This is a genomic window from Burkholderia sp. Bp9004 (assembly GCF_003858025.1).
Lineage (GTDB): Bacteria > Pseudomonadota > Gammaproteobacteria > Burkholderiales > Burkholderiaceae > Burkholderia > Burkholderia diffusa.
In genome coordinates this window covers 16,818-42,703 of the sequence record NZ_QTQD01000001.1, presented here as the reverse complement: position 1 = coordinate 42,703, position 25,886 = coordinate 16,818, and the positions used below count along the sequence as shown (strand labels likewise).

The 25,886-nt window shown below is 67.4% G+C and carries 23 protein-coding genes and 1 pseudogene; 9 read left to right on the top strand and 15 right to left on the bottom strand.

Annotation, left to right across the window (positions count from 1 at the left end; genetic code table 11):
- Positions 1 to 8 precede the first annotated feature (8 nt).
- The 6 genes from pgaB (at position 9) to DIE08_RS00175 (ending at position 8,172) form a co-directional block, all read left to right on the top strand.
- The gene (gene pgaB, locus DIE08_RS00200) at positions 9 to 2,102 is read left to right on the top strand and encodes a poly-beta-1,6-N-acetyl-D-glucosamine N-deacetylase PgaB (protein ID WP_124900572.1); all 2,094 of its coding nucleotides are present in this window, start codon (positions 9 to 11) and stop codon (positions 2,100 to 2,102) included.
- A complete protein-coding gene (gene pgaC / locus DIE08_RS00195) occupies positions 2,099 to 3,370 on the top strand; it encodes a poly-beta-1,6-N-acetyl-D-glucosamine synthase (RefSeq protein ID WP_124900570.1) in 1,272 nt (423 codons plus the stop codon). Before pgaB ends, pgaC begins: the two co-directional genes overlap by 4 nt.
- Positions 3,348 to 3,836, top strand: coding sequence for a Biofilm PGA synthesis auxiliary protein PgaD (locus DIE08_RS00190; protein WP_124900568.1), 489 nt, complete (start codon positions 3,348 to 3,350; stop codon positions 3,834 to 3,836). Before pgaC ends, DIE08_RS00190 begins: the two co-directional genes overlap by 23 nt.
- 118 nt (positions 3,837 to 3,954) lie before the next feature.
- Positions 3,955 to 5,778: a glutamine--fructose-6-phosphate transaminase (isomerizing) gene (gene glmS / locus DIE08_RS00185; protein WP_124900566.1), complete on the top strand. Its 1,824-nt coding sequence runs from the start codon at positions 3,955 to 3,957 to the stop codon at positions 5,776 to 5,778.
- A complete protein-coding gene (locus DIE08_RS00180; RefSeq protein ID WP_124900893.1) occupies positions 5,778 to 7,076 on the top strand; it encodes a hypothetical protein in 1,299 nt (432 codons plus the stop codon). Before glmS ends, DIE08_RS00180 begins: the two co-directional genes overlap by 1 nt.
- A 259-nt stretch (positions 7,077 to 7,335) precedes the next feature.
- The gene (locus tag DIE08_RS00175) at positions 7,336 to 8,172 is read left to right on the top strand and encodes a cytochrome c (protein WP_059607799.1); all 837 of its coding nucleotides are present in this window, start codon (positions 7,336 to 7,338) and stop codon (positions 8,170 to 8,172) included.
- Between the two features lie 21 nt (positions 8,173 to 8,193).
- Here the strand turns inward: DIE08_RS00175 and DIE08_RS00170 are convergent, their stop codons facing one another.
- Genes DIE08_RS00170 through DIE08_RS00160 form a run of 3 tightly spaced genes read right to left on the bottom strand, consistent with a single transcriptional unit; the run spans position 8,194 to position 11,166 of the window.
- A complete protein-coding gene (locus DIE08_RS00170; protein WP_124900564.1) occupies positions 8,194 to 9,450 on the bottom strand; it encodes a Zn-dependent hydrolase in 1,257 nt (418 codons plus the stop codon).
- Positions 9,443 to 9,982, bottom strand: coding sequence for an L-2-amino-thiazoline-4-carboxylic acid hydrolase (locus DIE08_RS00165; protein ID WP_124900562.1), 540 nt, complete (start codon positions 9,980 to 9,982; stop codon positions 9,443 to 9,445). The genes DIE08_RS00170 and DIE08_RS00165 overlap by 8 nt, the downstream gene beginning before the upstream one ends.
- Before the next feature lie 17 nt (positions 9,983 to 9,999).
- Positions 10,000 to 11,166 (bottom strand): branched-chain amino acid ABC transporter substrate-binding protein, encoded by a 1,167-nt coding sequence (locus DIE08_RS00160; RefSeq protein WP_124900560.1) that lies wholly within the window; start codon positions 11,164 to 11,166, stop codon positions 10,000 to 10,002.
- A 177-nt stretch (positions 11,167 to 11,343) separates the two neighbouring features.
- Here DIE08_RS00160 and DIE08_RS00155 point away from each other — a divergent pair, with 177 nt between their 5' ends.
- Positions 11,344 to 12,237, top strand: coding sequence for a LysR substrate-binding domain-containing protein (locus DIE08_RS00155; protein WP_124628292.1), 894 nt, complete (start codon positions 11,344 to 11,346; stop codon positions 12,235 to 12,237).
- Between the two features lie 215 nt (positions 12,238 to 12,452).
- On the opposite strand, the gene DIE08_RS00150 is transcribed toward DIE08_RS00155, so the two are convergent.
- The 3 genes from DIE08_RS00150 to DIE08_RS00140 are packed head-to-tail and all read right to left on the bottom strand — an operon-like array spanning position 12,453 to position 15,427.
- Complete coding sequence (locus DIE08_RS00150; protein WP_124900558.1) at positions 12,453 to 13,154, bottom strand: aspartate/glutamate racemase family protein; 702 nt, start codon at positions 13,152 to 13,154, stop codon at positions 12,453 to 12,455.
- A gap of 10 nt (positions 13,155 to 13,164) precedes the next feature.
- Positions 13,165 to 14,469, bottom strand: coding sequence for a dicarboxylate/amino acid:cation symporter (locus DIE08_RS00145; RefSeq protein WP_124900556.1), 1,305 nt, complete (start codon positions 14,467 to 14,469; stop codon positions 13,165 to 13,167).
- A 1-nt stretch (position 14,470) separates the two neighbouring features.
- On the bottom strand, positions 14,471 to 15,427 hold the full coding sequence (locus DIE08_RS00140; RefSeq protein WP_124900554.1) for an ABC transporter substrate-binding protein: 957 nt from the start codon (positions 15,425 to 15,427) through the stop codon (positions 14,471 to 14,473).
- A 320-nt stretch (positions 15,428 to 15,747) separates the two neighbouring features.
- Here DIE08_RS00140 and ahpC point away from each other — a divergent pair, with 320 nt between their 5' ends.
- Complete coding sequence (ahpC, locus tag DIE08_RS00135) at positions 15,748 to 16,311, top strand: alkyl hydroperoxide reductase subunit C (RefSeq protein WP_059607791.1); 564 nt, start codon at positions 15,748 to 15,750, stop codon at positions 16,309 to 16,311.
- 125 nt (positions 16,312 to 16,436) lie between these two features.
- Entirely contained in the window at positions 16,437 to 18,035 is a 1,599-nt protein-coding gene (gene ahpF / locus DIE08_RS00130; protein WP_124900552.1) for an alkyl hydroperoxide reductase subunit F, read from the top strand.
- Positions 18,036 to 18,149: 114 nt separating this feature from the next.
- Here ahpF and DIE08_RS00125 read toward each other — a convergent pair whose 3' ends face one another.
- From DIE08_RS00125 to DIE08_RS00085, 9 genes and pseudogenes are all read right to left on the bottom strand, one after another.
- A complete protein-coding gene (locus DIE08_RS00125; protein WP_124900550.1) occupies positions 18,150 to 18,962 on the bottom strand; it encodes an extensin in 813 nt (270 codons plus the stop codon).
- 35 nt (positions 18,963 to 18,997) lie between these two features.
- A pseudogene (locus DIE08_RS36650) lies at positions 18,998 to 19,213 on the bottom strand (hypothetical protein); the annotation flags it as partial.
- A gap of 172 nt (positions 19,214 to 19,385) precedes the next feature.
- Positions 19,386 to 19,940: a carboxymuconolactone decarboxylase family protein gene (locus DIE08_RS00115; RefSeq protein ID WP_059679148.1), complete on the bottom strand. Its 555-nt coding sequence runs from the start codon at positions 19,938 to 19,940 to the stop codon at positions 19,386 to 19,388.
- Between the two features lie 25 nt (positions 19,941 to 19,965).
- Complete coding sequence (locus DIE08_RS00110) at positions 19,966 to 21,300, bottom strand: aspartate aminotransferase family protein (protein WP_124900548.1); 1,335 nt, start codon at positions 21,298 to 21,300, stop codon at positions 19,966 to 19,968.
- Positions 21,301 to 21,315: 15 nt separating this feature from the next.
- Positions 21,316 to 22,365 carry a C45 family peptidase gene (locus tag DIE08_RS00105; RefSeq protein ID WP_124900546.1) on the bottom strand — a complete coding sequence of 350 codons (1,050 nt, stop codon included), beginning with the start codon at positions 22,363 to 22,365 and terminating at the stop codon, positions 21,316 to 21,318.
- Positions 22,366 to 22,385: 20 nt separating this feature from the next.
- The gene (gene glnQ / locus DIE08_RS00100; RefSeq protein ID WP_059237091.1) at positions 22,386 to 23,114 is read right to left on the bottom strand and encodes a glutamine ABC transporter ATP-binding protein GlnQ; all 729 of its coding nucleotides are present in this window, start codon (positions 23,112 to 23,114) and stop codon (positions 22,386 to 22,388) included.
- Positions 23,111 to 23,818, bottom strand: a complete 708-nt coding sequence (glnP, locus tag DIE08_RS00095; RefSeq protein ID WP_174919890.1) for a glutamine ABC transporter permease GlnP — start codon at positions 23,816 to 23,818, stop codon at positions 23,111 to 23,113. Before glnP ends, glnQ begins: the two co-directional genes overlap by 4 nt.
- A gap of 15 nt (positions 23,819 to 23,833) precedes the next feature.
- Positions 23,834 to 24,586 carry a glutamine ABC transporter substrate-binding protein GlnH gene (glnH, locus tag DIE08_RS00090; protein ID WP_059507215.1) on the bottom strand — a complete coding sequence of 251 codons (753 nt, stop codon included), beginning with the start codon at positions 24,584 to 24,586 and terminating at the stop codon, positions 23,834 to 23,836.
- Positions 24,587 to 25,259: 673 nt separating this feature from the next.
- Positions 25,260 to 25,634, bottom strand: coding sequence for an MAPEG family protein (locus DIE08_RS00085; protein WP_260436439.1), 375 nt, complete (start codon positions 25,632 to 25,634; stop codon positions 25,260 to 25,262).
- Positions 25,635 to 25,886 lie beyond the last annotated feature (252 nt).

The window sequence follows — 25,886 nt, the reverse complement described above, 5'->3', positions numbered from 1 at the left end:
GATCGCGAATGCAAACCAGACGGACCTTCATGTGCGGATGCCTCGGCACGTTCGCCGCCTGTTCGCTGTTCCCGGGCGTGTCGAACGCCCGGATGATCGACCTGCTGCCACCGTCCGACCCGGCCGACGGCAAGACGTTTCGCGTGATCTGCATGCATGACGTGCGCGACAACCTGATGGCGTCGTTCTCCTCGGCGTCGGCGATGGTCGACCCGTTCGCGGTCGACACCGGCACGCTGACCGCGATCTTTTCATGGCTGCAGACCAACAACTACCACACCATCACGGTCAGGCAGATCGAGGAATCGCGGCACGGCGGCAAGCCGCTGCCGCCGCGCGCGGTGCTCCTCACGTTCGACGACGGCTACCGCAGCCACTACACGAAAGTGCTGCCGCTGCTCGAACGCTTCAAGTATCCGGCCGTGATGGGCATCGTCACGGCGTGGATCGATGCGCCGCTGGATGCACCGATCCGCATCAGCGACAAGATCCAGGTGCCGCGCGACTACTTCATGTCGTGGGACGAGGTGCAGAAGGTCGGCCAGTCGCACCTCGTCGAGCTCGGCTGCCACACCCACAACCTCCATCACGGCGCGGTCGCGAATCCGCAAGGCAACGAGTTGCCGGCGACCACGTCGCACCTCTACCTGCAGAACGAGAAGCGCTATGAAACCGACGCCGAATTCGAAGCACGCGTGCACGACGACCTGCAGACATGCGTGCGGCAGATCCGCGAACGCACCGGCATCGTTGCACGCTCGATGGTGTGGCCATACGGCGCGGAAAACCAGCCCGTGCGCAAGATATCGACGTCGCTCGGCATGGACATCCAGTTCAGCCTCGATGCCGGCCCGAATACGCCGGACGTGCCACTGGACCGGCTGAGGCGGATCCTGATGATGTACGACGTCGACATCGGCGGGTTCGAGCGCTCGATGCGCGAGCCGGCGTCCAACCGCGGCGACGTCGACGTGCCCGAGCGCATCGTGCAGGTCGATCTCGACCAGGTCTACGATCCCGATCCCGCGCGGCAGGAGGCGAATCTCGGCAAGCTGGTCGAGCGCATCTACCGGATGCAGCCGAAATCGGTGTACCTGCAGGCCTGTGCCGACCCGAAAGGCACGGGCGTGGCCGAATCGGTGTATTTCCCGAATCGGCACCTGCCGATGCGCGCCGACCTGTTCTCGCGCGCCGCATGGCAGCTGAACACGCGCTCCAACGTGCAGGTGTACGCGTGGATGCCGGTGCTCGCGTTCCGGCCGCCGCCGGGCAAGCATCAGGGGCTCGAGGCCGTCAGCGCATACAGCGGCGCGCCGGCCCGCGAGAACGGCACGCGCGTGTTCCGGCTGAGCCCGTTCGATCCGGAGGCACGGCTGATGATCCAGCAGATCTACGAGGATCTCAGCAAGCACGCGTCGTTCAGCGGCATCCTGTTCAGCGACGACGCCGTGCTCGACGACTACGAGGATGCGGGCCGGCATGCGCTGCAGACCTATTCGCAATGGGGGCTGCCGGCCGACGTCGGCAAGATCCGCGAGAACCCCGACCTGATGAAACGCTGGACGCGCCAGAAGTCGCGTTATCTGATCGACCTGACACACCAGCTCGAACAGATCGTGCTGGCGCACCAGAACGTGGGCGACGTGCTGAGCGCGCGCAACATCTTCGCGATGCCTGTGCTCAAGCCCGAGTCGGAAGCGTGGTACGCGCAGAACTACGACGATTTCCTCGCCAACTACGACTACGTCGCGCTGATGGCGATGCCGTACATGGAGCAGGCGAAGGATCCCGAGGGCTGGCTGGACCAGCTCGTGCGCGCCGTCCGTGCGAAGCAGCGCGGCCTGCAGCGCACCGTGTTCGAGCTGCAGTCGTACGACTGGCACGCGCACAAGGACGTGCCGGCCCGCACGCTGCTCGCACAGATGCGGCGGCTGCGCAGCGAGGGCGCGGTGAATTTCGGCTACTACCCGGACAACTTCCTGAACGGCCTGCCGGAGCTCGACGCGATGCGCGACGTGATGTCGCTGAAGTCGCGCCTCGATCCGACGTCGATCAACGCGCTGATGCAGATGCAGCATGCGCAGGGAACCAAGACGCCATGACCACCCACAACATCATTCAGCGCCTGCAGGATTTCGTCTTCTACTACCCGTTCTTCATGTCGTATCTGTGGATGATCGGCGGCGTCGTTCACTACTTCCTGCTCGAGGAAGGCCGCGAGCTGTCGACGCGCACGATCGCGGCGAGCGGCATCCCGAAGATCTCGATCGTCGTGCCGTGCTTCAACGAGGCGGCGAACGCGCGCAGCGTGATCCGCCACCTGAACGCGATGGACTACCCGAACTACGACATCATCGCAGTCAACGACGGCAGCAAGGACCGCACGGGCGAGATCCTCAACGAGCTGGCCGTCGAGATCCCGCGGCTGCTCGTGATCCATCACGCGTGCAACGAAGGCAAGGCGGTCGGGCTCACCACCGCGGCGGCGGTATCGAATGCGGAATACCTGCTCTGCATCGACGGCGACGCGCTGCTCGCGCATGACGCGATCGGCTGGATGCTCGAGCATTTCCTGACGGATCCGGGCGTCGGCGCGGTCACCGGCAACCCACGCATCCGCACGCGCACGTCGCTGCTGGGGCGCATGCAGGTCGGCGAATTCTCGTCGATCGTCGGGCTGATCAAGCGCACGCAGCAGGTGTACGGCCGCATCTTCACGGTGTCGGGCGTGATCACGATGTTCCGCAAGACCGCGCTCGCCGATGTCGGCTACTGGAGCTCGGACATGCTGACCGAGGACATCGACATCAGCTGGAAACTGCAGTGCCGCGACTGGCGCGTCGTGTACGAGCCGCACGCGCTCAGCTGGATCCTGATGCCCGAGACGCTGAAGGGGCTCTACCGGCAGCGGCTGCGCTGGGCGAAGGGCGGCATCCAGGTGCTGCTCAAGTACGCAGGCACGCTCGCGCGGCCGACGCAGATGATGATGTGGCCGCTGTTCGTCGAGTATCTGATCGGCATCGCGTGGGCCTATTCGATGTCGTTCATCCTGCTGCTCGCGCTGGTCGACGTCGTCTACCCGCTTCCGCAGGACTGGCATGTGTCGGTGGTGCCGCACTGGCACGGGATGCTGCTGGTCGCGACCTGCATCCTGCAGCTGATCATCGGCAGCATGATCGATCGTCGTTACGACGAAAAACTCCTGATGTATTTCCTTGACACCGTCTGGTACCCCGTCGCGTTCTGGCTGATCAGCATGGTCACCACCGTCGTCGCCCTGCCCGCCGTCGTATTGCGGGGCCGCGGCAAGCGCGCCGTTTGGGTCAGTCCCGACCGAGGCATTCAACATGAAGAACGCACCGATTATTGACCTTTCCCTGCGCGCCCCGAGCGAACTGATCGCCGAACACGGCGGCGTCGTCGGGCCCGTGCTCGTCGCGTGGTTCCGCGTCGTGCGGCCCGCGCTGGTCGGAGGTGTGTGGGCGTCGATCTGCATCTACACGTACCGCTACCTGCTGCCGTTCAACCAGGCCGAGATGCCCATCGAGCAGATCGTGTTCTACGTGACGAGCATCGCGCTGATCGCCGGCACGATCGTCACGTGGCTGATCGCGGGACGCGTCGTGCATCCGCTCGCGTACCGGTTGCGCGCATCGAAGATGCTGCGGCGCTCCGCCAGCGTGAAGATGCGCTCGGTGCCGCCGACCGCGCTCGCGGGCGCCCGCCGGCGCGGCGCGCGGCGCACGACACGCATTCTCGTCGCGTCGCACGACGCGAACGGCTCGATCTCCGGCATCGAATGGGTAGCCCACGCGGGGCCGCAGCCCCGCGAATAAGTGAGCGGAGACGCGCCGCGCCGGACGCGATGCATGCCGCGCGATGCGACACCGCTCCCGAATTCGCGCCGTCGCGTGTCGCGCGTCGGCCGGCAACTTCCTTTAGACGAGGTGAATCATGTGCGGAATCGTCGGAGCAAGCGGCCTGCACAATCAGGTGCCGCAACTGGTCAATGCACTGAGCCGACTCGAGTATCGCGGCTACGATTCGTGCGGCATCGCCGTGCAGGACGAAGGCCGCCTGCGCAGCGAACGCACGCTGCGGCGCGTGGCGGACCTGCAGGACCGCGTGCTGACGCTGGGCCTCGAAGCGCAGACGTGCATCGCGCACACGCGCTGGGCGACGCACGGCGCGCCGTCGGAAATGAACGCGCATCCGATCATGTCGGGCGACACGATCGCGGTCGTGCACAACGGGATCATCGAAAACCACGATGCGTTGCGCGCCGAACTGAAGGAGCGCGGCTACACGTTTCGCGGCGAGACCGACACCGAGGTGATCGCGCACCTGATCCACAGCCTCTATCGCGACGACCTGTTCGATTCGGTCAGGCATGCCGTCAAGCGGCTGCACGGCGCGTATGCGATCGCGGTGCTGAGCGCGCGCGAGCCCCAGCGCCTCGTCGCCGCGCGCGCCGGCTCGCCGCTCGTGATCGGCATCGGCGCCGAACAGAACTACCTCGCGTCGGACTGCGCGGCGCTCGGCGACGTGACCGACCGCTTCGTCTACCTGGAAGACGGCGACGTCGCGCTGATCACGCCGGACCGCATCGACGTGGTCGACGCGATCGGGAGCGCGGTACAGCGTCCACTGTGCCTGGTCAAGGCGCGCGATAACGACGCCGCGCTCGGCCCGTATCAGCACTTCATGCAGAAGGAGATCTTCGAACAGCCGAAGGCGATCGCCGCCACGATCGATGGCATCGACACGATCTCGCCCGCGCTGTTCGGCGGCAGCGACAGCACGCGTGCGCTGCTGTCGAAGACCCGGAGCGTGCTGCTGCTCGGCTGCGGCACCAGCTACTACGCGGGCCTGACGGCGAAATACTGGCTCGAGGGCATCGCGGGCATTCCGGCGCAGGTCGAGATCGCGAGCGAATACCGCTACCGTGACACCGTGCCCGATCCGCGCACGCTCGTCGTCGGTATTTCGCAGTCCGGCGAAACCGCCGACACCATCGGCGCGATCGAGCGCGCGCGCGCGATGGGCCAGGATCTGTCGATGGCGATCTGCAACGTGGCGACCAGCTCGATCGCGCGCGGCGCGCCACTCAGCTTCTTGACACGCGCCGGCATCGAGCTTGGCGTCGCATCGACCAAGGCGTTCACGACGCAGCTCGTCGCGCTGTTCGTGCTGACGCTGACGCTCGCGCAGCAACGCGGCCGGCTCGATGCGGCGCATGTCGCGATGCACCTGAAGAAACTGCACGAACTGCCAGCGCGCATCGGTCACGCACTCGCCTTGGAAACGCAGATCATGGGCTGGGCCGCGAAGTTCGCGCGCACCGAGAACGCGCTGTTCCTCGGGCGCGGCATTCACTATCCGATCGCGCTGGAAGGTGCGTTGAAGCTCAAGGAAGTGTCGTACATCCATGCGGAAGGCTATCCGGCCGGCGAACTGAAGCATGGCCCGCTCGCACTCGTCACGAGTGCGATGCCGGTCGTCACGATCGCGCCGGACGACCGCCTTTTCCAGAAGCTGAAGTCCAACATGGCCGAGGTGCGCGCACGCGGCGGCCGGCTGTACGTGCTCGCGGGCCATCATCTCGAGATCGACGCCGACCGCGACACGCACCTGATCCGCGTGCGCGAATCGGGCGACGCGCTGTCGCCGATCGTCAACGTGATCCCGTTGCAGCTGCTCGCGTATCACGTCGGGTGCGCGCGCGGCGCCGACGTCGATAAGCCGCGCAACCTCGCGAAATCGGTCACCGTCGAATGATGCAACGGCCGGTCACGACGCAGGTCGCCACCGTGCGCTCGCATGCGGGCGGGCGCGCCGCCGCGTGGCGTGTCGCGACCGTACTCTGCGGTGCGTGTTGTGTCGTCGCAGCACCGACATGCGCGTATGCCGGCACGCCGGCCGTGCACACCGTCACCGTGCAGGCGCCCGCATCGCCGCAGGACAGCGGCGACCCGAGGCGCTTCATGCACGGAATCGGCGTGGCCGACGCCGGCGACGGCCGGCGCTGGGTGTTCTTCAGCAGCTCCGGCATCGTGCCGCGCGGCGCGCTGCGCAACGGCAACTGGCCGCACGACGTGTACGTCGGCGAATGGCTGCCGGGCAAGCCGCGTCTGCTGCGCGTCCATCCATTCATCAGCCGTCCGGAAGCGCAGGAGCCCGTGTCGATCGCGCAGAATCCGCGCGGCGACATCTTCGTCACGTTCGAGGACGGCTGGAATACGCCGCAAGTGGTCAGCCAGCGCTACGGTGTCTATCGGCGCGACCTCAAGCCGATCAAGCCCTACCCGAACGACGTCGAGGCGGGCGGTCACTCCGGGCATGTCGCCTCGGTGGGCGAACGCTTCGTCGTGTTCTATTCCGCCGACTGGATCGACGGCGGCGGCGTCGACAACCTCGGCACCGGCAACGGCGTCTACGTAAAAACCTACGATGCCGACGGACGCGTGCTGAATCACGTGCCGGTCGCGCCGCACCACCGCGAATGGTGGCCCGTGGTCGCCGGCTCGCCGCACCGCGCGCTGCTCGTCTGGCAAAAATACATCGAGGGCAGCACGGATGCGACGCTCGAATACGCGATGTTCGATCCGGTCACGGCGAAGCTCGACAAGCTCGGGCCGCTGAGCGACGCGATCCAGTACTACGTGTATTCGTCCACCTACGTGCCGGCGATCGACCGCTTCGTCGTCGTCACGACGACGGCGGACAATCGCGGCGTCGCGACGCTGATCGACCCGGACGGCCGCCGCCTCGCGACGCTCGACTGCCTGCCGGCGTCGGTGCGGGAATCCGGGATCGCCGTCGACGGCACGCATGCGTACGTGCCGACCCGCGACGGACGCCTGCTGACGCTGGCGCTTTCGCCAACCGGCATGTCGGTGAGCGGCGCGCAGCGCTCGCCGATTCCGTGGGGCTCGACCGGCATCGCCGGGTTCACGGCACGCGGCGGGACGATGCATTTCGTGTCGCTGACGCCGTCCGGGACGCGCGAGGCCGATTTCGACACGGCACGGGAAACGCCTTTGCCGAAGGCCGACGCGCAGTGTTCGACGCATTGACGGCGACGCGAACGGCTCCGGACCGACACGGACGCCCCGTGGGATTGAGCCGCCGGCCGAGTCGCGCAACGCGATCCCGCACGCGTCGGGCAACTCGATAGCCCCGCACGCTGCCACCGGCCGGCGCGATCCCTGCCACTGCGCCGATCCCGCGTCGAAGTCGCCAGCGCCGCGCGTACCGGATAGACTGTCGCCCGATTCCATCCATCGGCCGCGTGCTCGCCCCCTGCCGCCGCCGGTACGCCCCCACGGAGAACGAATGCTGAAGCGCCGGTGGTTTTCGCTGTTGCTGATGACGGTGTGCCTGATCGCGACGCGCGCGTCCGCGCAGGACGCGCTCGAACTCGAGACCGACGGCACGCCTCGAGTGTTGACGCGCCAGGCGCTGCTCGCGCGCGTCGACGCAACGGACATCCACGTGCCGCACGACATTGCGTACGGCCGGCCGATGACGTTCCGCGCGGTGCCGTTCGCGGCCCTGCTCGGCGACACGCCGCTTCCCGCAAACGGCGTGCTCGAAACGCGCGCGGCCGACGGTTTCGCCGCGCAGCTGCCGCTGGATCTCGCGCGCCGCCGTGCGCCGGCCGGCGCCGTCGCGTGGCTCGCGATCGAGGATCCGGCGCATCCGTGGCCGAAGCTGCCCGGCAAGCAGGTCAGCGCAGGGCCGTTCTACCTGGTTTGGCTCGGGCCGGACGCATCGTCGGTGCGCGGCGAGCAGTGGCCGTATCAGATCGTGCGCATCACGATCGAATCGTCGCCGCTCGCGCGCTGGCCGTCGCTCGCCGTCGATCCGGCGCTGCCGGCGAACGATCCGGCCCGTGCGGGCCAACGCCTGTTCGTCACGCAATGCCTCGCGTGCCATCGCCTCGACGGCGCGGGCAGCAGCCATGCCGGCCCCGACCTCAACGCGCCGATGAACCCGGTCGACTACTTCCAGCCCGCCGCGCTGCGCCGCTACATCCGCAACCCGGCATCGGTGCGCGACTGGCCGGGCCGCGTGATGCCGGCGTTCCCGCCCGATCAGCTGAGCGACCGGGAGCTCGACCAGATCGTCGCGTATCTCGCGTATATGGCGCGGCGCAAGGCGGGCAAGTAAGCCGCGCCCGTCACGCGCGCATCACGCGCCCGGTTCCTGCGCGCTCCGCAACACCGCGCGCAGCAGCACGTCGGCGCCCGCCGCCGACCATTCCGGCGTGATCGCCTCGGCCTCGTTATGGCTCAGGCCATCGACGCACGGCACGAAGATCATGCCGGTCGGCGCGACGCGCGCGATGTAGCACGCGTCGTGACCCGCACCCGACACGATGTCCATGTGCGGCAGCCCGAGCGCCTGGGCCGCATCGCGCACCGCGTCGATGCAGCGCGGCGCGAACGGCACCGGCGGGTACGTGAAGATCTGCTCGATCCGCGCACCGAGGCCCGCGTCGGCCGCGACGCGCGCCAGTTCCGCACGCAGCACCGTATCGAGCTCGTCGAGCACCATATCGTCAGGATGACGAAACTCGACCGTGAAGAAGCAGCCGCCCGGCACCGTGTTGCGCGAATTCGGCCGCGCCTCGATCATCCCGACCGTCGCGCGCGCGTGCGGCGCATGGCGACGGCCGAGCGCATCGACGAATTCGATCATCCGCGCGGCACCCACCAGCGTGTCGCGCCGGAATTCCATCGGCGTCGTGCCCGCGTGCGCGTCGACGCCCGTCAGCGTCACCTCGTACCAGCGCTGCCCCTGCCCGGCCGTCACGACGCCGATCGTCTTGCCGGCCCGTTCGAGAATCGCGCCCTGTTCGATATGCAGCTCGTACGCCGCATGCACCGGATAGCCGCCGACGGGCTCGGCACCCGCGTAGCCGATTCGCGCGAGTTCCTCGCCGATCGTCCTGCCTGCGCCGTCGGTGCGCGACAGCCCGTATTCGAGCGGATAGACGCCCGCGAACACGCCGGCCGATATCATCGCCGGCGCAAAACGCGAACCTTCCTCGTTGGTCCAGATCACGACGTCGATCGGGCGCTCGGTCTCGATGCCCGCATCGTTCAGCGCGCGCACGACCTCGAGGCCGCCGAGCACGCCGTAGATGCCGTCGTAGCGGCCGCCGGTCGGCTGCGAATCGGCGTGCGATCCGGTCATGACCGGCGCGGCGTCGGGATTGCGGCCCGCGCGGCGCGCGAACACGTTGCCCATCCGGTCCACGCGCACCGTGCAGCCGGCGTCTTGCGCCCACTGCACGAACAGGTCGCGCGACTCGCGGTCGAGGTCGGTCAGTGCGAGACGGCAGACGCCGCCCTTCGGCGTCGCGCCGATCTGCGCCATCCGTTCGAGCGACGCCCACAGCCGCGCGCCGTCGACGCGCGGCGCGTCCGCGAGATCGTCACGCATTGCCGGCCTCCGGGGCATCGTCGCGCGGCGCCGCCTGCAGCGCATAACGGAAATCGCAGCGCTTGCCGCCCTGCATGATCGTGCTCGTGCGCGTGAGTGCGACGTCCGGCGCATAGCCGTGGATGAAATAGCTGTCGCGCGCGCAGCTCAGCAGGTGACCGATCTCGCCGAGCCCCATCGCGTGATACATCTCCGCGTAGCTGCAGCGATGCACGTCGTAGTCGTAGTGCGCGTCGTCCGCGCGATGCACCTCGACCTCGAGCGCATCGTCCTTCTCCCACAGCACCTGCAGCGCGACGAACGATCGCACGCTCGTGCCGCCGGGCTCCTGCGCGGCAAACGTGCGGCCCGCGTCGACGGCCGCGCCGCGCACGGCTTCCGCGATCACGGCCTGCGCGCGCTCGGTGCCGAATTCGCGCTTCATGATCTCGTAGATCGGCTTGATGATTTCCGCTTCGATGCGGCGCCGCGCGAGGATGCCGAGCCGCGTGTCCTCGGGTGCCGCCGTGGATGCATGTGTCGTGTTGGTCATGGGATTCGTCTCCGTCGTCATTTCGTTGCCGGGTGCGCGCCGCCGAGCACGTCGACGACGGTCCACTTGCCGCCGCGCACCTGGTAGATCGTGAATGCCGGGTCCTTCAGATTGCCTTCGGCGTCGAACGCGACCCGGCCGGTCACGCCGGGCCGGTCGATCGCGTGCACGGCCGCGACCAGCTTCGCCGGCTGCGTCGTGCCGGCCTTCTGCGCGGCCGCGATCAGCGTGGCAGCCGCGTCGTACGCGAACGGGGCGTGCAGCTCGATCGGCGCGTGAAAGCGTGCGCGGTACTGCGTGTCGAACGCCTTGCCGCCCGGCATCCGGTCGAGCGGCAAGCCCGGTTCGAGTGCCGTCACGCCGTCGCCGTCCTTGCCCGCGAGCGACAGGAAGGTCTGGCTCACGAAGCCGCCCGCGCCGAGCAGCGGCGCGTTCACGCCGAGCTGGCGCATCCGGCGCGCGATCGGCGCGGCCTGCGCGTCGAGCCCGCCGAAGAACACGAGATCCGCGCGCTTGCCCTTGATCGCGGTCAGCACGCCGCTGAAGTCGGTCGTCTTGTCGTTCACGTACTGGCGATCGACGATCGTGCCGCCGTTCGCCTGCACGCCCTTGATGAACTGCTCGGCGAGCCCCGCGCCGAACGACGTGCGATCGTCGATCACCGCGATGCGCTTCGCCTTCAGCGTCTTCACCGCATAGGCGCCGGTGTAGTTGCCGCCCGCATCGTCGTGACCCATGATCCGGAAGGCCGTCGCGTAGCCCTGCTGCGTGTACGGGTGGCCGGTGGACGCCGGCGCGATCTGCGGAATGCCCGCATCGCGGTAGATGCGCGACGCCGGCACGCTGCAGCCGGTGTTCCAGTGACCGACGACGCCGATCACGTGCTGGTCGACGAGCTGCTGCGCGACCGCGACGGCCGTGCGCGGATCGGATTGATCGTCCGCCGCGACGAGCTTGTAGACGACCGGCTTGCCGCCGATGCTCGGATGCTTCGCGTTCGCGTCGTCGATCGCAAGCTGCGCGCCGTTCTGCAAGTCCTTGCCGATCCGCGCGGACGGGCCGGTGAGCGGCGCGGCGAGACCGATCAGGATCGTCTGCGGCGCGGACTGCGCGTAGGCGGGAGCGGCGGCGATCAGCGCGGCCGCGGAGAATGCGAGGCCGGCGGGGAGAAAAGCGATTTTCATGTGCGGGGATCGGTGATTTGGCTCAAGACATGAAAAATATTAAATATTCATCATCAGCACCCCAAATACTCAATTGTTGGATGCTTATGCCATTCCCGACACAATAACGTAACCCCCTGTAAATACGGGATATTTTCGTGTTGCGGTTCACCCTGATTTTTCGATAAAATTCGACACATGAAAAATATCGAACAATTGCCTCACGATCCACCGCTACGCGCCGTCCGCGCGTTCGAGGCATTCGCGCGTCTCGGCTCGGTCACCGCGGCGGCGCACGAGCTCGACATCACGCCGTCCGCGGTGAGCCACCAGCTGCAGCTGCTCGAAGCGTTCATCCAGACGCCGCTGACCGTGCGCGAAGGCAGGCTGCTCGCGCTCACCGATGAGGGGCGCGACTACTACCGCTCGATCAGCGCCGCGTTCTCGGTGCTGCGCAGCGCGACGCGCTTCGTGCGCGACCGGTCGTCGCTGCGGCAGATCACGATCAGCCTGATTCCGCTGCTCGGTATCGGCTGGTTCATTCCGCGGCTGCACGCGTTCCTCGCCGACAACACCGATGTCGACGTGACCGTGCTGTATGCGCATCACCGCAACTATCGAAGCGACGCGTCCGACCTGTCGATCCGCTTCGGCACCGGCGACTGGCCCGGCTACCGCTGCGAGCGGCTGCTGCCGGGCGCGATGGTGCCAATGTGCAGCCCGTCGTTCCTGAAGCGCCACGGGCCGTTCCGCACACCGGCCGATCTCGCGCGGGCGCCGCTCGTGCACGATGAGGATCGCAGCGCCTGGGTCAACTGGCTGCAGGGCGCCGGCGTGCGGCACGTGTCGCACGCGGTGGGGCCGATGTTCGAGGATGGCCAACTGACGCTGAGCGCGGCACGCGCGGATCTCGGCGCGGCGCTGCTGCGCGCGCCGCTGGTCCAGCGCGAACTGGCGAACGGCGAACTCGTGAAGCTGTTCGACCACGCGCTCGACGACGGGCGCGACTACTACCTGTGCACGCGCGAGGATGCGGACATGCCGGACGGCGCGAGACGGCTGGCGGAATGGCTCAGGCGGATGGCTGCATAAGCGCGCGGGCCGCTCGCAGGCGGGCCTTCGCACGATTCACAAGGCGCGCCGCATCCGCTTGTCCGATGCGATCGTCCGGGCATCCACGCAAGCGAACCGCCTGCTGCGCGTATCGCGCGACATGTGGGCCATCCCCGTCATCGAACCCGACGTGCGCGCACCCTGTCGGATCTCGCGGGCGCGGTGCGTCGCGCGTACCGCCGCCCGCCGACGCGTCACACCGCCCGCCCCCATCCGCGCTCGACCGCATGGGCGACCGTCGCGCGCGCCAGCTCCTGCGTGCTGTCGACCAGCGCGAACGGTGCATCGGGCAACGCGCGCGCCGCGATCGGAATTTCCGTGCAGCCCATCACCGCGACGCCCACGTCCCGTCTTGCCAGTGCATCGAGCGCGCGCGACAGGCACCGCACGGACGCAGCGATCTTCCCCGCCTTGACCGCCGCGATGCACGCGGCAATATCGCGCTGCGCGGCCACGCCCGGCATCACCGGCTCGAACCCGCGTGCACGCAGCGCCGTCTGGTAGAAGCCCGACACCAGCGTGCCGCCCGTGGCGAGCACCGCGACGCGCCGCACGCCTGCCGGCAACGCGGCCACCGACGCATCGACGATATGCAGAATCGGCGCCGCGCTGTGTTCGCGCAGCGGCGCATACCAGTGATGCGCCGAATTGCACGGAATCGCGATCACGTCGACGCCGCAGCGGTTCAGCAGCGCGATGCCGTCGAGCAGCGCCGGCAGCGGATCGGTCCCGCCGTCGATGATCGCGCGCGAGCGATCGGGCGTTCGCGTCAGGTTCGCGACGATCATCGGCAGGTGCTCCTGGTCGCAGCGCGCGCGTGTCAGGCAAATCACGCGATGCATGAAGTCGACCGTGGCCAGCGGCCCCATTCCGCCCAGTACGCCGACGAGTGCCATGATGCCTCCTTCACGCGCGCGGCGGCCGCGCGCAGATCGCGGATACGACGGCCGAGTTGCCGATCACCAGCAACAGCGTCCGAAATATTTCGCAGAACGGATCGATCGCCGCGAACAGAACCAACGCGGCCTCGAACGGCAGGTGCAGCGCCGCGCACACCATGCCGGCGAGCGACACCGTCACGACGCCCGACGTGCCCGTCGACGCGAATCCGGCGAGCACCGACGCGACCAGCACGACGCAAAGTTCGCCGGGGCCGAGCGACCGTTCGTACAGTTGTGCGACGAACAGCGTCGCGCTCGCGTAATAAACCATCGGCCCGACGCGCAGCAGCGACACGGCAAGTGGAACGACCAACTCGACGCGCGCGCGGGCAAAGCCGAAGCCGTCGGCCAGGCATTCGATCATGCTCGGCATGCACGCCACGCTGCTGCGCGTGGCGAGCGCCATCGCGAACGGCGTGCGCAACCCGGCGAGCGTCTCGGCCAGCGTCGCGCCCGAGCGCTTCCAGATCACGACGATCGAGGCCGCGATCAGCACGAGCGCGACGACGGCGAATGCGGCGACGAAGCGGACCATCGCCTCGAGCGGCCCGAATCCCGACGTGCCGATCTGTGCGGCGCCGCCGCAGAACAGCACGATCGGCGTCGGATACGCGAGCCAGTGCATGATCTTCTGGCACGTGAAATAGACGGTCTCCAGCGTCTGGCTCAGCGCCGCCGAGATGCTCGCCGGCACGCGTCCCGATGCGAAGCCGAAGAATAGCGAGAACACCAGCGCCTTCAGTGTGTCGCCGCTCGCGAGCGCCGCGAAGAAGTTGCCGGGCACCAGCGCGATCAGCATGTCGGCAAGGCCCGACGACTTCTCCGCGGGATCGGTGCCGTACAGCGTCATCACGGTGTCGCTCGCCGCACCGTCGCTGCCGACCAGCGCGCCGAACGCCTTCAGCGTCGCGTTCGACAGATGCTCGCCCGGCCGCATCGCGACCAGAACGACCGCGCCGACCGCCACGACGAACACCGACGCGCAGCCGAAGATCGCGATCACGCGCATCACGAGATCCGACGCGCTGCCATCGCGCAGCAGTCGCTGCAGGCTGAAGATCACGGCGGCCGTCATGAATGGCAGCGCCGTCATCTTCAGCAGGCCGACGTACACCTGGCCCACGTAGTCGAACTTCGGCGCGGCGGCCGGCCACAGCACGCCCGCCATGATCCCGAGCGCGAGGCTGCCGAAGACCGTCAACGGATGGATCGCGAGCGCATGCAGCCGCGCGACGCGGGGCATGATCCTGATGTTCTCGTCCATGTTCATGTCAGCGGCCCATCGCGTCGAGCAAGGATTTCACGTCGAGCCGCCTGCTGCGCTCGGCCAGGAACTGATTGACGAACGCGAGCAGCGTCGGCGTGGACACCGGCACGCCGACGGCAAGCGCGTCGGTGAGGTCGTCGAAGGTCGCGACGCGCAAGCGGATCGGCGCGGTCGGGTCGTCCTGCATCACGAGCTTGATCGCGAGTTCGTCGCGATACACGGCCGTGACCGCGCCGGCGTTCAGTGCGTCGAGCGTCGCCGGCCAGCTCGGGTAGGTGCGCACCCGCGCAGCCGGGAAGTCGGTGCGCACGTATTCCGCGTAGGCCGACCCGGCGACGACGCCGATCGTGCCGCGGTAATCGCGCACGACTTCCGGCAGCGGGCGCCCTTTCGCGAGTTCCGCGAAGCTGACGCGGTTGATCAGCAGCGCGCGCCGCAGGCTGATGTACGGCGTGCTGAAGCGGACCACCTGCGCACGCGGCAACGTGCGCGACAGCTTGCTGATCGCGACGTCGGCCTGCCCGGTCGCGATCAGCTGAACGACGTCGTCGAAGGTGCGCGCATCGCGGTCGAACTGCACGGACACGCCGAGCTTTTTCGCGAGTTCGTCGGCGAGATCGATGTCGACGCCCGCCAATGCGCCGTTGCGCGACATGAAGAACGGCGGCTGATCGACGCCGAGCACCGCGACGACGAGCGTGCCGCGCGTGACGATGCGGGCGAACTCGGGCGCGAGCAGCCGGCCGTCGGGCATCTGCACGAGCCCGGTCGACGTGGTGGCCGGAGTCGCCGTCGCGGCCGGCGCGGAGGCATCGAGGGCGAGCGCCGGCGCGGCGCACGACACGGTCACGAGTACGCAGGCCACACCGCGCAAGAGCCGATGCAGGCATCGCCCCTCGGGAACGATCTCGCGGAACCATGCAGGCAGTGCACGCATCGCGCGTCCGGAATAGAGATTCATGGCGGCAGTGGGACGGAGAGTGTCTGACGACCGCGCAACCGTTCGTGCCGAACGGGCGCCGGGCCCTTGCGCGGGGTGCGTCGCCGTCGCCCGGCGCCGCGCCCTCCCGCACGCCCAATGTGTCAGAAGCGCCGGCTGGCCGAAATCCGCCGGAAGGCCCGGCCCGGATGGCACGGGCCGACCGGACGGCCCGCCGCGACGGGGCCGGAAGCAGATAGAAATTCCCGATGCCGCGGATTGATACAAGCAATTTCACAAGCCAGGGGTGAACCCGGATACTGGCAACACTTCATCAACACCCAAGCAAAGGAACTCGCAAGATGCCGATCATCAACACCCAAATCAAACCGTTCAAGGCAACCGCATACCACAACGGCGATTTCGTGCCCGTGTCCGAAGAGAACTTCAAGGGCAAGTGGTCCGTCGTCGTGTTCTACCCGGCCGACTTCACGTTCGTCTGCCCGACCGAGCTGGGCGACCTCGCCGACCGCTACGCGGAATTCCAGAAGCTGGGTGTCGAAATCTACGGCGTGTCGACCGATACGCACTTCACGCACAAGGCATGGCATGACACGTCGGAGACGATCGGCAAGATCAAGTACCCGATGATCGGCGACCCGACGCTCACGCTGTCGCGCAACTTCGACGTGCTGATCGAGGAAGAAGGGATGGCGCTGCGCGGCACGTTCGTGATCAACCCGGAAGGCGAGATCAAGCTGTGCGAAATCCACGACAACGGCATCGGCCGCGACGCAGGCGAACTGCTGCGCAAGGTGCAGGCCGCGCAATACATCGCGGCGCACCCGGGTGAAGTGTGCCCGGCCAAGTGGACGCCGGGTGCGGAGACGCTGACCCCGTCGCTCGACCTGATCGGCAAGATCTGACGATCGCGCCGCGCGCCTCGCACGAGGCGCGCGCGTCACGCGAATGCAGGCCGTTTCGTGCGGCCCGCGCCCTCCTCCGGCACGACGTGCCCGACCAGAATCATCAATACGGAATCCGAAACGCCATGCTCGACGCCAGTCTCAAGAACCAACTGAAGGCGTACCTCGAAAAGATCACGCGCCCGATCGAACTCGTCGCGTCGCTGGATGACAGCGCGAAATCGCAGGAACTGCTTGCGCTGCTGAACGAGATTGCGTCGCTGACGTCGCGCGTGACCGTAACCGAACGCCGCGACGATGCCGAGCGCAAGCCGTCGTTCTCGATCGGGGAACCCGGCAAGCCGGCCGGCATCCGCTTCGCCGGCATCCCGATGGGCCATGAATTCACGTCGCTCGTGCTCGCGCTGCTGCAGACGGGCGGCCATCCGCTCAAGCTCGACGACGACGTGATCGAACAGATCCGCGCGCTCGACGGCGACTACGCGTTCGAGACGTATTTCTCGCTGTCGTGCCAGAACTGCCCGGAAGTCGTGCAGGCGCTGAACGTGATGTCGCTGATCAACCCGCGCATTCGCCACGTCGCGATCGACGGCGCATTGTTCCAGAACGAGGTCGAAGCGCGCCAGATCATGGCCGTGCCGACGATGTTCCTGAATGGCGAATCGTTCGGCCAGGGCCGCAGCAGCGTGAAGGAAATCCTCGCGAAGCTCGATACGGGCGCGAGCGCCCGCGCCGCGAAGTCGCTCGAGAACAAGCCGGTGTTCGACACGCTGATCGTCGGTGGCGGCCCGGCCGGTGCGGCCGCCGCGATCTACTCGGCGCGCAAGGGCATCGCGACGGGCGTCGTCGCCGAGCGCTTCGGCGGCCAGGTGCTCGACACGATGGCGATCGAGAACTTCGTGTCGGTGCAGGAAACGGAGGGACCGAAGTTCGCCACGGCGCTCGAACAGCACGTGAAGCAGTACGACGTCGACATCATGGACGTGCAACGTGCCGACGCGCTGATTCCGGGCGACGTGCACCAGATCCGCCTCGCGAACGGCGCGGTGCTGAAGGCGAAGACGATCATTCTCGCGACCGGCGCGCGCTGGCGCGAAATCAACGTGCCGGGCGAGCGCGAATACCGCAACCGTGGCGTCGCATACTGCCCCCACTGCGACGGCCCGTTGTTCAAGGGCAAGCGCGTCGCGGTGGTCGGCGGCGGCAACTCGGGCGTCGAGGCCGCGATCGATCTGGCCGGCATCGTGAAGGAAGTCACGCTGATCGAATACGGCGCGCAACTGCGCGCGGACGAAGTGCTGCAGCGCAAGCTCCGCAGCCTGCCGAACGTGACGATCGTCACGCAGGCACAGACGACCGAGCTGACCGGTGACGGCAGCAAGCTGAACGGGCTCGTCTACAAGGACCTGCGTTCGGGCGAAACGAAGCGCGTCGATCTCGAAGGCGTGTTCGTGCAGATCGGCCTCGTGCCCAACACCGAATGGCTGAAAGGCACGATCGAACTGTCGAAGCATGGCGAGATCGTCGTCGATGCGCGCGGTGCGACGTCGGTGCCGGGCGTGTTTGCCGCCGGCGACGTGACGACGGTGCCGTTCAAGCAGATCGTGATCGCGGTGGGCGAAGGCGCGAAGGCATCGCTCGGCGCGTTCGATCACCTGATCCGGCAAGACGCGACGCCGGCTACCGCCGACGCGCCGCAGGCCGAAGAGGCGATCGCCGCGTAACGCGCGACGCACCGCACAGGTTCGTCTCTCTTGGCCCCGCATGCCCTGGTCGGCGTGCGGGGCCCTTTTTCATCCGGCGTCGAGCGGCGCTGCGCGAGCGCGGCCGCTCCGTTCTCACTGAGCCCCGCCGGGCCCGGCACTCGCCGGTGTAGTCGACTTCAAGCTGCTCGACTGCCTGACCAGTTGATCGGTCATCGCGGCGGCAACCGGATTCGCGCCCGTCGACGCGTGCTGTCGATCGGCGCTCGGCGTCGCCACGTATTGCGGCGGCGGCAACGACGGATCGAGCTTTGCCGATTCCCGCACGAGTGCGGCGGTTTCAGGCGTTTCGGATTTCATCGCGGGTGTCGCGGCCGCGTGCCGCTCGAGCCCGTCGCGCTTGCGCGCCGCGCGCTGGGTCGGCTGCTCCGCCTGCTGACTCGGCCGAGCCGCCTGCGTCGCCTGGACCTGCGGTGTCGATTGCACGGGTTGCGCCGCTTGTACCGGTGCCTTCGCCGGCTGAGCGGGCTGGGCTTTCGGCGGGGTCGCATCCTCCGGCTCGACCGTCACGACGTGGACGGTCGGCGGTGGCGCACTCGTCTTCGCCGGCGGCGCCGGCGCGGCGACGACCGGCGCGACGGAAGCGGATGCCGGCGCCGCGCTCATGCGCGCAGAGGCCGCGGATGCCGGCCGTACGGCCGCTGGTTGCGGGACGGCCTCGTCCATATGCGCGGAAGGGACGGCGACCGCCGCAGGCGGCGCGATCGCGCCTTGCGCGGTGTGGCCGTCGTTCGCCGCCGTGACGGCGGCGGCAGGGGTCGCGGAGTCGCCGATGCCGGCCTCCGCGATCGCGCGGTGGTCCGCACGCAGGAGCATCACGTAGCCGGTGCCAGCCGCGGCAACCAGCAGGCCGCCGGCGATCATCAATGTCTTACGGGTACTAGTCATGCTTGCTCACCGATCTTATCGACGTGAACAAGCCATCATACGCGTGCGATCGCGGCTGATCCCGCACGAATACAATTGGTTTCATTGATGTCGACCCCGGAGCGGTGAGGCCTTGCAACACCGCGCGGCCCTATCGTCAGACGGTTCGACATCGCGAATCGCACACACAGGTACTTGAATGCACGATTGAGCCCGCCCGTGCGGTCGCCCGCGTCGTTGATGCGTTGCGCGCGGCGATATTTCATCGGACGGCACGGAGGAAACTTCCTGCGCTGAAGTGCAGGCGGTGCGACGTGCGTCGACAAGACGTCGCGAGGATGCCACTCAGCCTGTGCCAACACGCCAAAAATCCCGTACAGACCGGCTTTTCGACGCAATCGGAACGCGCGCGCGGCAGGCCGCCGACGCACGCGCAAGCGGCGATTATTCCGGAAACGGTAGATCAGTTTGGCCGTCCGCGCGCATACCGAACGTGTTGAGCGTCATCGCCACGAGCGCGTAATAGCCGAGCAGCGCGACGAGGTTCACGACGGTCTCGTGGCCAAAACGCGCCTGCGCGCGCGCGAACGTCGCGTCGCTCACGCGCCGCGTGTCATACAGCTCGGTCGCGAACGCATGGATCAGCGCATCGTCGTCCGATTCGAACGCCGGCTCGACGCCACGGCGGATCGCGTCGGCCGTGGCGGCCGGCACACCGGCATCGAGCGCGATCGGATGGTGGATGTGCCACTCGGCCTGCGAGCGCCAGCGCGCGGCCGTCACGAGAATCGCGAGCTCCGACAGGCGCAACGGCAAACCCGTGCGATAGCGGCAGAACGCACCGAGCCGCTGCGCGTGCTGCGCGAGTTCGGGACTCGCGATCCAGCCGAGGAACGGCCCGTTCAGGTTGCCGCGCGGGCCGCTGAGAATGTCGGCGAGCACAGCCTTCTGCTCGTCGGTGGCCGATGCGGGATCGAAGGGAGGCAGTCTGTCGGTCATGGTGAGGATTGGGTGAGGTCGTGGTTCACGCGCCGGCCGATGCGAGCGCGGCATCGATCGCGCCGGACAGCCGTTCGACGATCGTGTCGATCTGCTGCGCGGTGCAGACGAACGGCGGTGCGATCAGGATGTGATCGCCGTGCACGCCGTCGATCGTACCGCCCATCGGATACACCATCAGGCCGCGCTGCATCGCCTCGCGCTTGACCGCCGCATGCAGCTTCAGCGCGGGATCGAACGTCGCCTTGCTGTCGCGATCGCGCACGAGCTCGACGCCGACGAACAGCCCGCGGCCGCGCACGTCGCCGACATGCGGATGCGCACCGTAATGCTCGCGCAGCGACGCACGCAGTTGCTCGCCGCGCGCCTTCACGTTGTCGAGCAGCTTCTCTTCGGCGATCACGCGCTGCACCTCGAGCGCGGCCGCGCAGGCCGTTGCATGACCGAGATACGTGTGGCCGTGCTGGAAGAAACCCGATCCGTCGACGATCGTCCGGTAGATGCGATCGCTCACCAGCGTCGCGCCGATCGGCTGATACCCTGCGCCGAGCCCTTTCGCGATCGTCAGCAGGTCGGGCGCGACGCCATCTTCGTCGCACGCGAACAGGTATCCGGTGCGCCCCATCCCCGACATGATTTCGTCGAGGATCAACAGCACGCCGTACTTGTCGCACACCGCGCGAATCTTCTTCAGGTAGGTACGCACCGGCGGCACCGCGCCGGCCGTCGCGCCGACCACCGTTTCCGCGACGAATGCCGCGACGTTTTCCGCACCGAGTTCGACGATCTTCTGCTCCAGCTCGTCAGCCAGGCGCTGCGCATAGGCTTCGTCGGTTTCGCCCGCCTGCTGGTCGCGATACGCGTAGCACGGGCTGACGTGATGGGCTTCGATCAGCAGCGGCAGGAACGGCTCGCGCCGCCATGCGTTGCCGCCGATCGCGAGCGCGCCGAGCGTGTTGCCGTGATAGCTCTGGCGACGTGCGATGAAATGGCGACGCTGCGGCTCGCCCTTCTCGACGAAATACTGGCGCGCCAGCTTCAATGCGGCTTCGATCGCCTCGGATCCGCCCGACACGAAATACACGTGTTCGAGACCGGCCGGCGCGGCCTCGACGAGCCGGTCGGCCAACTCTTCCGCCACGTCGGTCGTGAAGAACGACGTATGCGCGTACGGCAGTTGCTGCACCTGCCGCTTGATCGCATCGATCACGCGCTGGTTGCTGTGGCCGAGACACGATACGGCCGCGCCGCCGCACGCGTCGATGTAGCGTTTGCCGGTCGAATCGATGATCTCGATGCCGTCGCCTGCGACGGCGACGGGCAAGGTGGCGCGTGGAGCGCGATGAAAAACGGTCGTCATGCGTTGCCTCATGGATCAGGACGCGCTGCGCGCGTGCGCGGGCGGCACGATGCGCGTCGCGAAGCGCTGCGTGCCGTGCTGGTGAATGGCGAAGTCGATCGCGGTGTCGCGAATCGCGAACACGGCGGTCGCCAGCGTGTTTTCATCGTCGGGGTCGGCCGGATCGTCGCGATAGATCGGCAGTCCTTGCGGTGCGCGGTCGCCGAGCACGCGCAGCAGCGCGGCTTCGTCGATCGCGTCGATGCCCGGCGTCAGCGCATCGACCCGCCGCTGACGATCACCGGACGATTGCGTGACGATCTGCGCTTCGCCCCCGCATCCCGGATGCACGAGATGATTCGCGTGACCGGCAAGACGCGCGACTTCGACGACCGAACAGCGCGCGACGCTCGCCTCGATGCTCAGGAGCCGCGTATCGCCGGTTGCGCCGAGCGTGTGGTGAAAGCCGCTTGCGCGCGCATGCGTGCGCAGCACGTCGGCGGCCGCATCGAGCGACGTCGCGTCGAGCACGGCGCGCGCGAGGATCATCCGCGGCACGCCGGCCGCCGGCGTGCGGATCCGCAGGTTGTTGATCGCCTGCGCGATGCCGGCACGGTTCGCGGCGAACGTATGCCCGGGCAGCGAGCCCGGGTAATAGAAACTGATGAAGCCCGGCTTGCCCTGCGGCTGCACGTCGACCAGCAGACAGCGCTCGCGCAGGTACGGATCGCCGTCCTCGTTGTGCGCGATCCAGCGCGTGCCGTGCGCGTCGCGTCCGGCGAGCGTCGTGCAGCCGTCCGGCGCGTGATGGATCAGTTCGCCGCGGCAGTTCCACAGAAAGATGTCCTCGGCCGGCCAGCCGACGCCTGCCGCGATCCCGTCCAGCTCCGCGACGAGTTCCGGGTACGCGGCCAGCGCGGCCTGCCGCAGCGCGGCCACGAACGGATGGCTGCGCCAGCGGCGCACGGCCTGCCATGCGCTGCTCTGCTGCATGTACGCATCGAACACGGGGCGGGCAAGCTCGCCGAGGCGCACGCCGATGTCGAACGGCGCGCCGGCGATGACGGGAGACAGGGAAAGCGGCATGTCGGATGGTTCGGTTTCGTTCAGGACACGTGTTTCAGGAATTCCTTCAGGCGCGGGGTCGGCGGCCGGTCGATCAGGTCGACCGGATGGCCGTCCTCGGCGATGCCGCCCTGATCCATGAACAGCAACCGCGTGCCGACCCGCTTCGCGAAGCCGATCTCGTGCGTGACGACGATCATCGTCATCCCTTCGGTCGCGAGATCCTGCATCACTTTCAGCACTTCGTGGCGCAATTCCGGATCGAGCGCCGACGTCGGCTCGTCGAACAGCATCAGCCGCGGCCGGATCGCGAGCGCGCGTGCGATCGCGACGCGCTGCTGCTGGCCGCCCGACAGTTCCGACGGGTAATGATTCGCGCGCGATTCGAGGCCGACCTTGTCGAGCAGCGCCATCGCCTGGTCGCGCGCATCGGCACGCGACGCACCGCGCACCTGGATCGGCCCGAACATCACGTTCTCGAGCGCGGTCATCTGCGGAAACAGGTTGAACTGCTGAAACACCATGCCCGCTTCGAGCCGGATGTTGCGGATCGTCGTCGCGTTGCCGCGCACGCTCTGGCCGTCGACCAGCAGCTCGCCGCCGGTGATTTTCTCGAGCGCGTTGATACAGCGCAGCATCGTCGACTTGCCCGAGCCCGACGGACCGATCACGACGACCACCTCGCCCGCGTCGATCTTCAGGTCGATATGCTTCAGCACCGGCACATGGCCGAAGCTCTTCGACACGTTCTGGAATTCGATCATGCTCATAAGATCCGCATCCTCTTTTCGACGAGCCGAAGCGTCAGCGTCATCGCGCCGGTCAGCAGCAGGTAGATGACAGCCACCGCGGTCCAGATCTCGACCGCCTGGAAATTGCCGGCAATGATTTCCTGCCCCTTGCGCGTCAATTCGCCGACGCCGATGACGATGAACAGCGACGTGTCCTTGAGGCTCACGATGCACTGGTTGCCGAGCGGCGGAATCAGGCGCCGGAACGCAAGCGGCCCGACCACCTTCAGCAGCACGCGCGGCATCGACAGGCCCATCGCGAGCCCCGCTTCCGTCAGCCCCTTCGGGATCGACAGCAGCGCGCCGCGCACCACCTCCGCGAGATACGCGCCCGAATTCACCGTGATCGCGATGATCGCGGCCGTCAGGCCGTCGATCCGGATATGCGCGAGCAGCGGCAACGCGAAGTACAGGAACATCACCTGCACGACGATCGGCGTGCCGCGGATCAGTTCAATATAAACCTGTGCGAGCACGTTCATCGCCTTCGGTCCGTATGCGCGGAACATGCCCGCGATCATCCCGACGACGAATCCGCCCACCAGCCCGAAAAATGCGATGAACACCGTCAACCGGACCCCGTCCATCAGGTCCGGCAACGCCGCCCAGATCGCAGACCAATCGAAATTCACGTGTCGCTCCCCGTCCGATTCAAGACCGGCGCGGCCACCCGGCCGCGCCATGCTGTGCCGTCACGCTCACATCTTCGGCGGCTCGGCGCCGAACCACTTCTTGTAGATCTGCGCGTAGCGGCCGTCGGCCCGGATCTTCACGAGCGACGCGTTGACCTTCGGCACGAGCGCGCTGCCCTTCGGGAAACCGATCCCGTACTTGTCGCCGCTGACCGGCTGGCCCGCGACCTTCACCTTGCCCTTGCCCTCGTTGTTCACGAAGAACAGCACGTTCGGCGTGTCGTGCATCGCCGCGTCGACGCGGCCGGCCTCGAGCGCGAGGTACGCCTGGTCGATGTTCGGGAACTGGCGGATCTCCTTCGGCTTCAGGTGCGCCTTGATCCAGTCGATCGTCGCGGTGCCCGTCTTCGCGGCGATCACCTTGCCGTTCAGGTCGTCGATCGACTTGATCGTCGTGTTGTCCGTCTGCACCATCGCTGCCAGGCCGCTGTCGTAGTACGGCGCGGAGAAGTCGATCGCCTTCTTCCGCTCTTCCTTGATGGTCATCCCCGACAGCGCGACGTCGATGTTCTGGGTCTGCAGCGCCGGGATCAGGCCGGCGAAATCCATCGGCTGGATCGTGTATTTCCAGCCTTGGTCCTTTGCGATCTCCGCCCACAAGTCGAGATCGAAGCCGACGTACTTGTCGCCCTGCTTGAACTCGAACGGCATGAACGACGTATCGGTCCCGACGACGAGCGTCTTGGTATCCGCGTGCGCGATGCTGGCGCCGAGCGCGGCAACCACCGCGACGGCTTTCAGGAAGGAACGGCGACTCATGACTTTTCTCCGCATGGTTGAGCGATGTGACCGGCCGGCTGGCCGGGGAACGACGACATCAAGCCGCACCGCAACATGCGATGTTGAATTAAACCTTAGTGCAACAAGTGTTGTCAACACGGATACTACGACAACAAAAAAATACTCAACAGGAAAATGCATTGAGAGAAACCCGAGCCGGACGGACGGGATCGATCGGAGGAAAGGTGTGCGCGGACGGGCGTGCGGCAGCTGCGGCGGGAATGTGCTGCGGGATTGCGCCGCGCGGCGAGGGGGCAATGGCGTGGAAGCGGGGAACGTGTGGGGCGGCCGTCACCGCGGCGGGTGGACGTGTCGCCGTGCCGGCTCGCGCGCGACGACAACGATGGTGTGCGCCGCCGCATGATCGGACGGGCACACGCCCGGTCATTCGGCGCGACCGGAAGGCCCCATGCGCCCCGGCACCGCGGCGATCGTGATGCCGGCCACCGCCGGCGAGGCTCAACGAACGGCGTGTACCGCGACCGTCACCGGCTCCTTCTCGAGCGCGCGCAGGCGCCGCGACGGCCAACCTGCCGCTCCGGCTCGAGAAGATCGTTGCGCCCGCATCCAACGACAGTCACGCGCGCGGCGCGGGCGGTGCGTAGCGAGCCCGCGCGCCAGGCCCGCGCGGGCGCCCCCGTTCATCCTCTCGTCACGGCGCGGCAAAGAACAGCGCGACGACGCAGGCCATCCCCGCGAACCACACGAGCGAGCGCAGCGACGCCCAGTTCAGCAGGTACATCAGCGCATAGACGACGCGAGTCGCGACGAACCCCATCGCGAGCTGGTCGACGTGATGCGCATTCGCGCCGTTGTGCCATGCGACGACCAATGCGGCCGTAAACAGCGCCAGCGCTTCCCAGGCATTCTGGTGCGCGGCCTGCGCCCGCGCGCGCCAGCCTTCGAGCCTCGCCAGGTACTCGCGCGGCGCGTGGTTGTCGTAGCCTTTGCGGGCCTTGGCCAGGAACGTCATCGGGAACGGCAACAGCGCCACGATGAACAGGCAAATCTGGGACGTCGTCGTCAAAGTCTCCTCCTTTATGATTACATTGATCAATGACAGGGTCGCGCAGAGCTTAGCATTGCGTCGGGCCGTTCGCGCACCGGTTTTCTAGACGGGAGTCTCGGCAAGGCAGCCTGCCGAACGCTGTGGCGGCAAGGATCCGACGCAACAATTTCCACCAAATCGCCGATAAAAACGTTAATTAAAACTGGTCGAACACCAATAAGATAGCGCTCAACACTGGCTCGGCGTGTTGCCGCGCCAGCCTGCTTACCC

Bases quoted from the DNA above. Each gene is read 5' to 3' on its own strand.
- pgaB (WP_124900572.1), top strand. From the start codon at position 9: ATGCAAACCAGACGGACCTTCATGTGCGGATGCCTCGGCACGTTCGCC.
- pgaC (WP_124900570.1), top strand. From the start codon at position 2,099: ATGACCACCCACAACATCATTCAGCGCCTGCAGGATTTCGTCTTCTAC.
- DIE08_RS00190 (WP_124900568.1), top strand. From the start codon at position 3,348: ATGAAGAACGCACCGATTATTGACCTTTCCCTGCGCGCCCCGAGCGAA.
- glmS (WP_124900566.1), top strand. From the start codon at position 3,955: ATGTGCGGAATCGTCGGAGCAAGCGGCCTGCACAATCAGGTGCCGCAA.
- DIE08_RS00180 (WP_124900893.1), top strand. From the start codon at position 5,778: ATGCAACGGCCGGTCACGACGCAGGTCGCCACCGTGCGCTCGCATGCG.
- DIE08_RS00175 (WP_059607799.1), top strand. From the start codon at position 7,336: ATGCTGAAGCGCCGGTGGTTTTCGCTGTTGCTGATGACGGTGTGCCTG.
- DIE08_RS00170 (WP_124900564.1), bottom strand. From the start codon at position 9,450: ATGCGTGACGATCTCGCGGACGCGCCGCGCGTCGACGGCGCGCGGCTG.
- DIE08_RS00165 (WP_124900562.1), bottom strand. From the start codon at position 9,982: ATGACCAACACGACACATGCATCCACGGCGGCACCCGAGGACACGCGG.
- DIE08_RS00160 (WP_124900560.1), bottom strand. From the start codon at position 11,166: ATGAAAATCGCTTTTCTCCCCGCCGGCCTCGCATTCTCCGCGGCCGCG.
- DIE08_RS00155 (WP_124628292.1), top strand. From the start codon at position 11,344: ATGAAAAATATCGAACAATTGCCTCACGATCCACCGCTACGCGCCGTC.
- DIE08_RS00150 (WP_124900558.1), bottom strand. From the start codon at position 13,154: ATGGCACTCGTCGGCGTACTGGGCGGAATGGGGCCGCTGGCCACGGTC.
- DIE08_RS00145 (WP_124900556.1), bottom strand. From the start codon at position 14,469: ATGAACATGGACGAGAACATCAGGATCATGCCCCGCGTCGCGCGGCTG.
- DIE08_RS00140 (WP_124900554.1), bottom strand. From the start codon at position 15,427: ATGAATCTCTATTCCGGACGCGCGATGCGTGCACTGCCTGCATGGTTC.
- ahpC (WP_059607791.1), top strand. From the start codon at position 15,748: ATGCCGATCATCAACACCCAAATCAAACCGTTCAAGGCAACCGCATAC.
- ahpF (WP_124900552.1), top strand. From the start codon at position 16,437: ATGCTCGACGCCAGTCTCAAGAACCAACTGAAGGCGTACCTCGAAAAG.
- DIE08_RS00125 (WP_124900550.1), bottom strand. From the start codon at position 18,962: ATGACTAGTACCCGTAAGACATTGATGATCGCCGGCGGCCTGCTGGTT.
- DIE08_RS00115 (WP_059679148.1), bottom strand. From the start codon at position 19,940: ATGACCGACAGACTGCCTCCCTTCGATCCCGCATCGGCCACCGACGAG.
- DIE08_RS00110 (WP_124900548.1), bottom strand. From the start codon at position 21,300: ATGACGACCGTTTTTCATCGCGCTCCACGCGCCACCTTGCCCGTCGCC.
- DIE08_RS00105 (WP_124900546.1), bottom strand. From the start codon at position 22,365: ATGCCGCTTTCCCTGTCTCCCGTCATCGCCGGCGCGCCGTTCGACATC.
- glnQ (WP_059237091.1), bottom strand. From the start codon at position 23,114: ATGAGCATGATCGAATTCCAGAACGTGTCGAAGAGCTTCGGCCATGTG.
- glnP (WP_174919890.1), bottom strand. From the start codon at position 23,818: ATGGCGCGGCCGGGTGGCCGCGCCGGTCTTGAATCGGACGGGGAGCGA.
- glnH (WP_059507215.1), bottom strand. From the start codon at position 24,586: ATGAGTCGCCGTTCCTTCCTGAAAGCCGTCGCGGTGGTTGCCGCGCTC.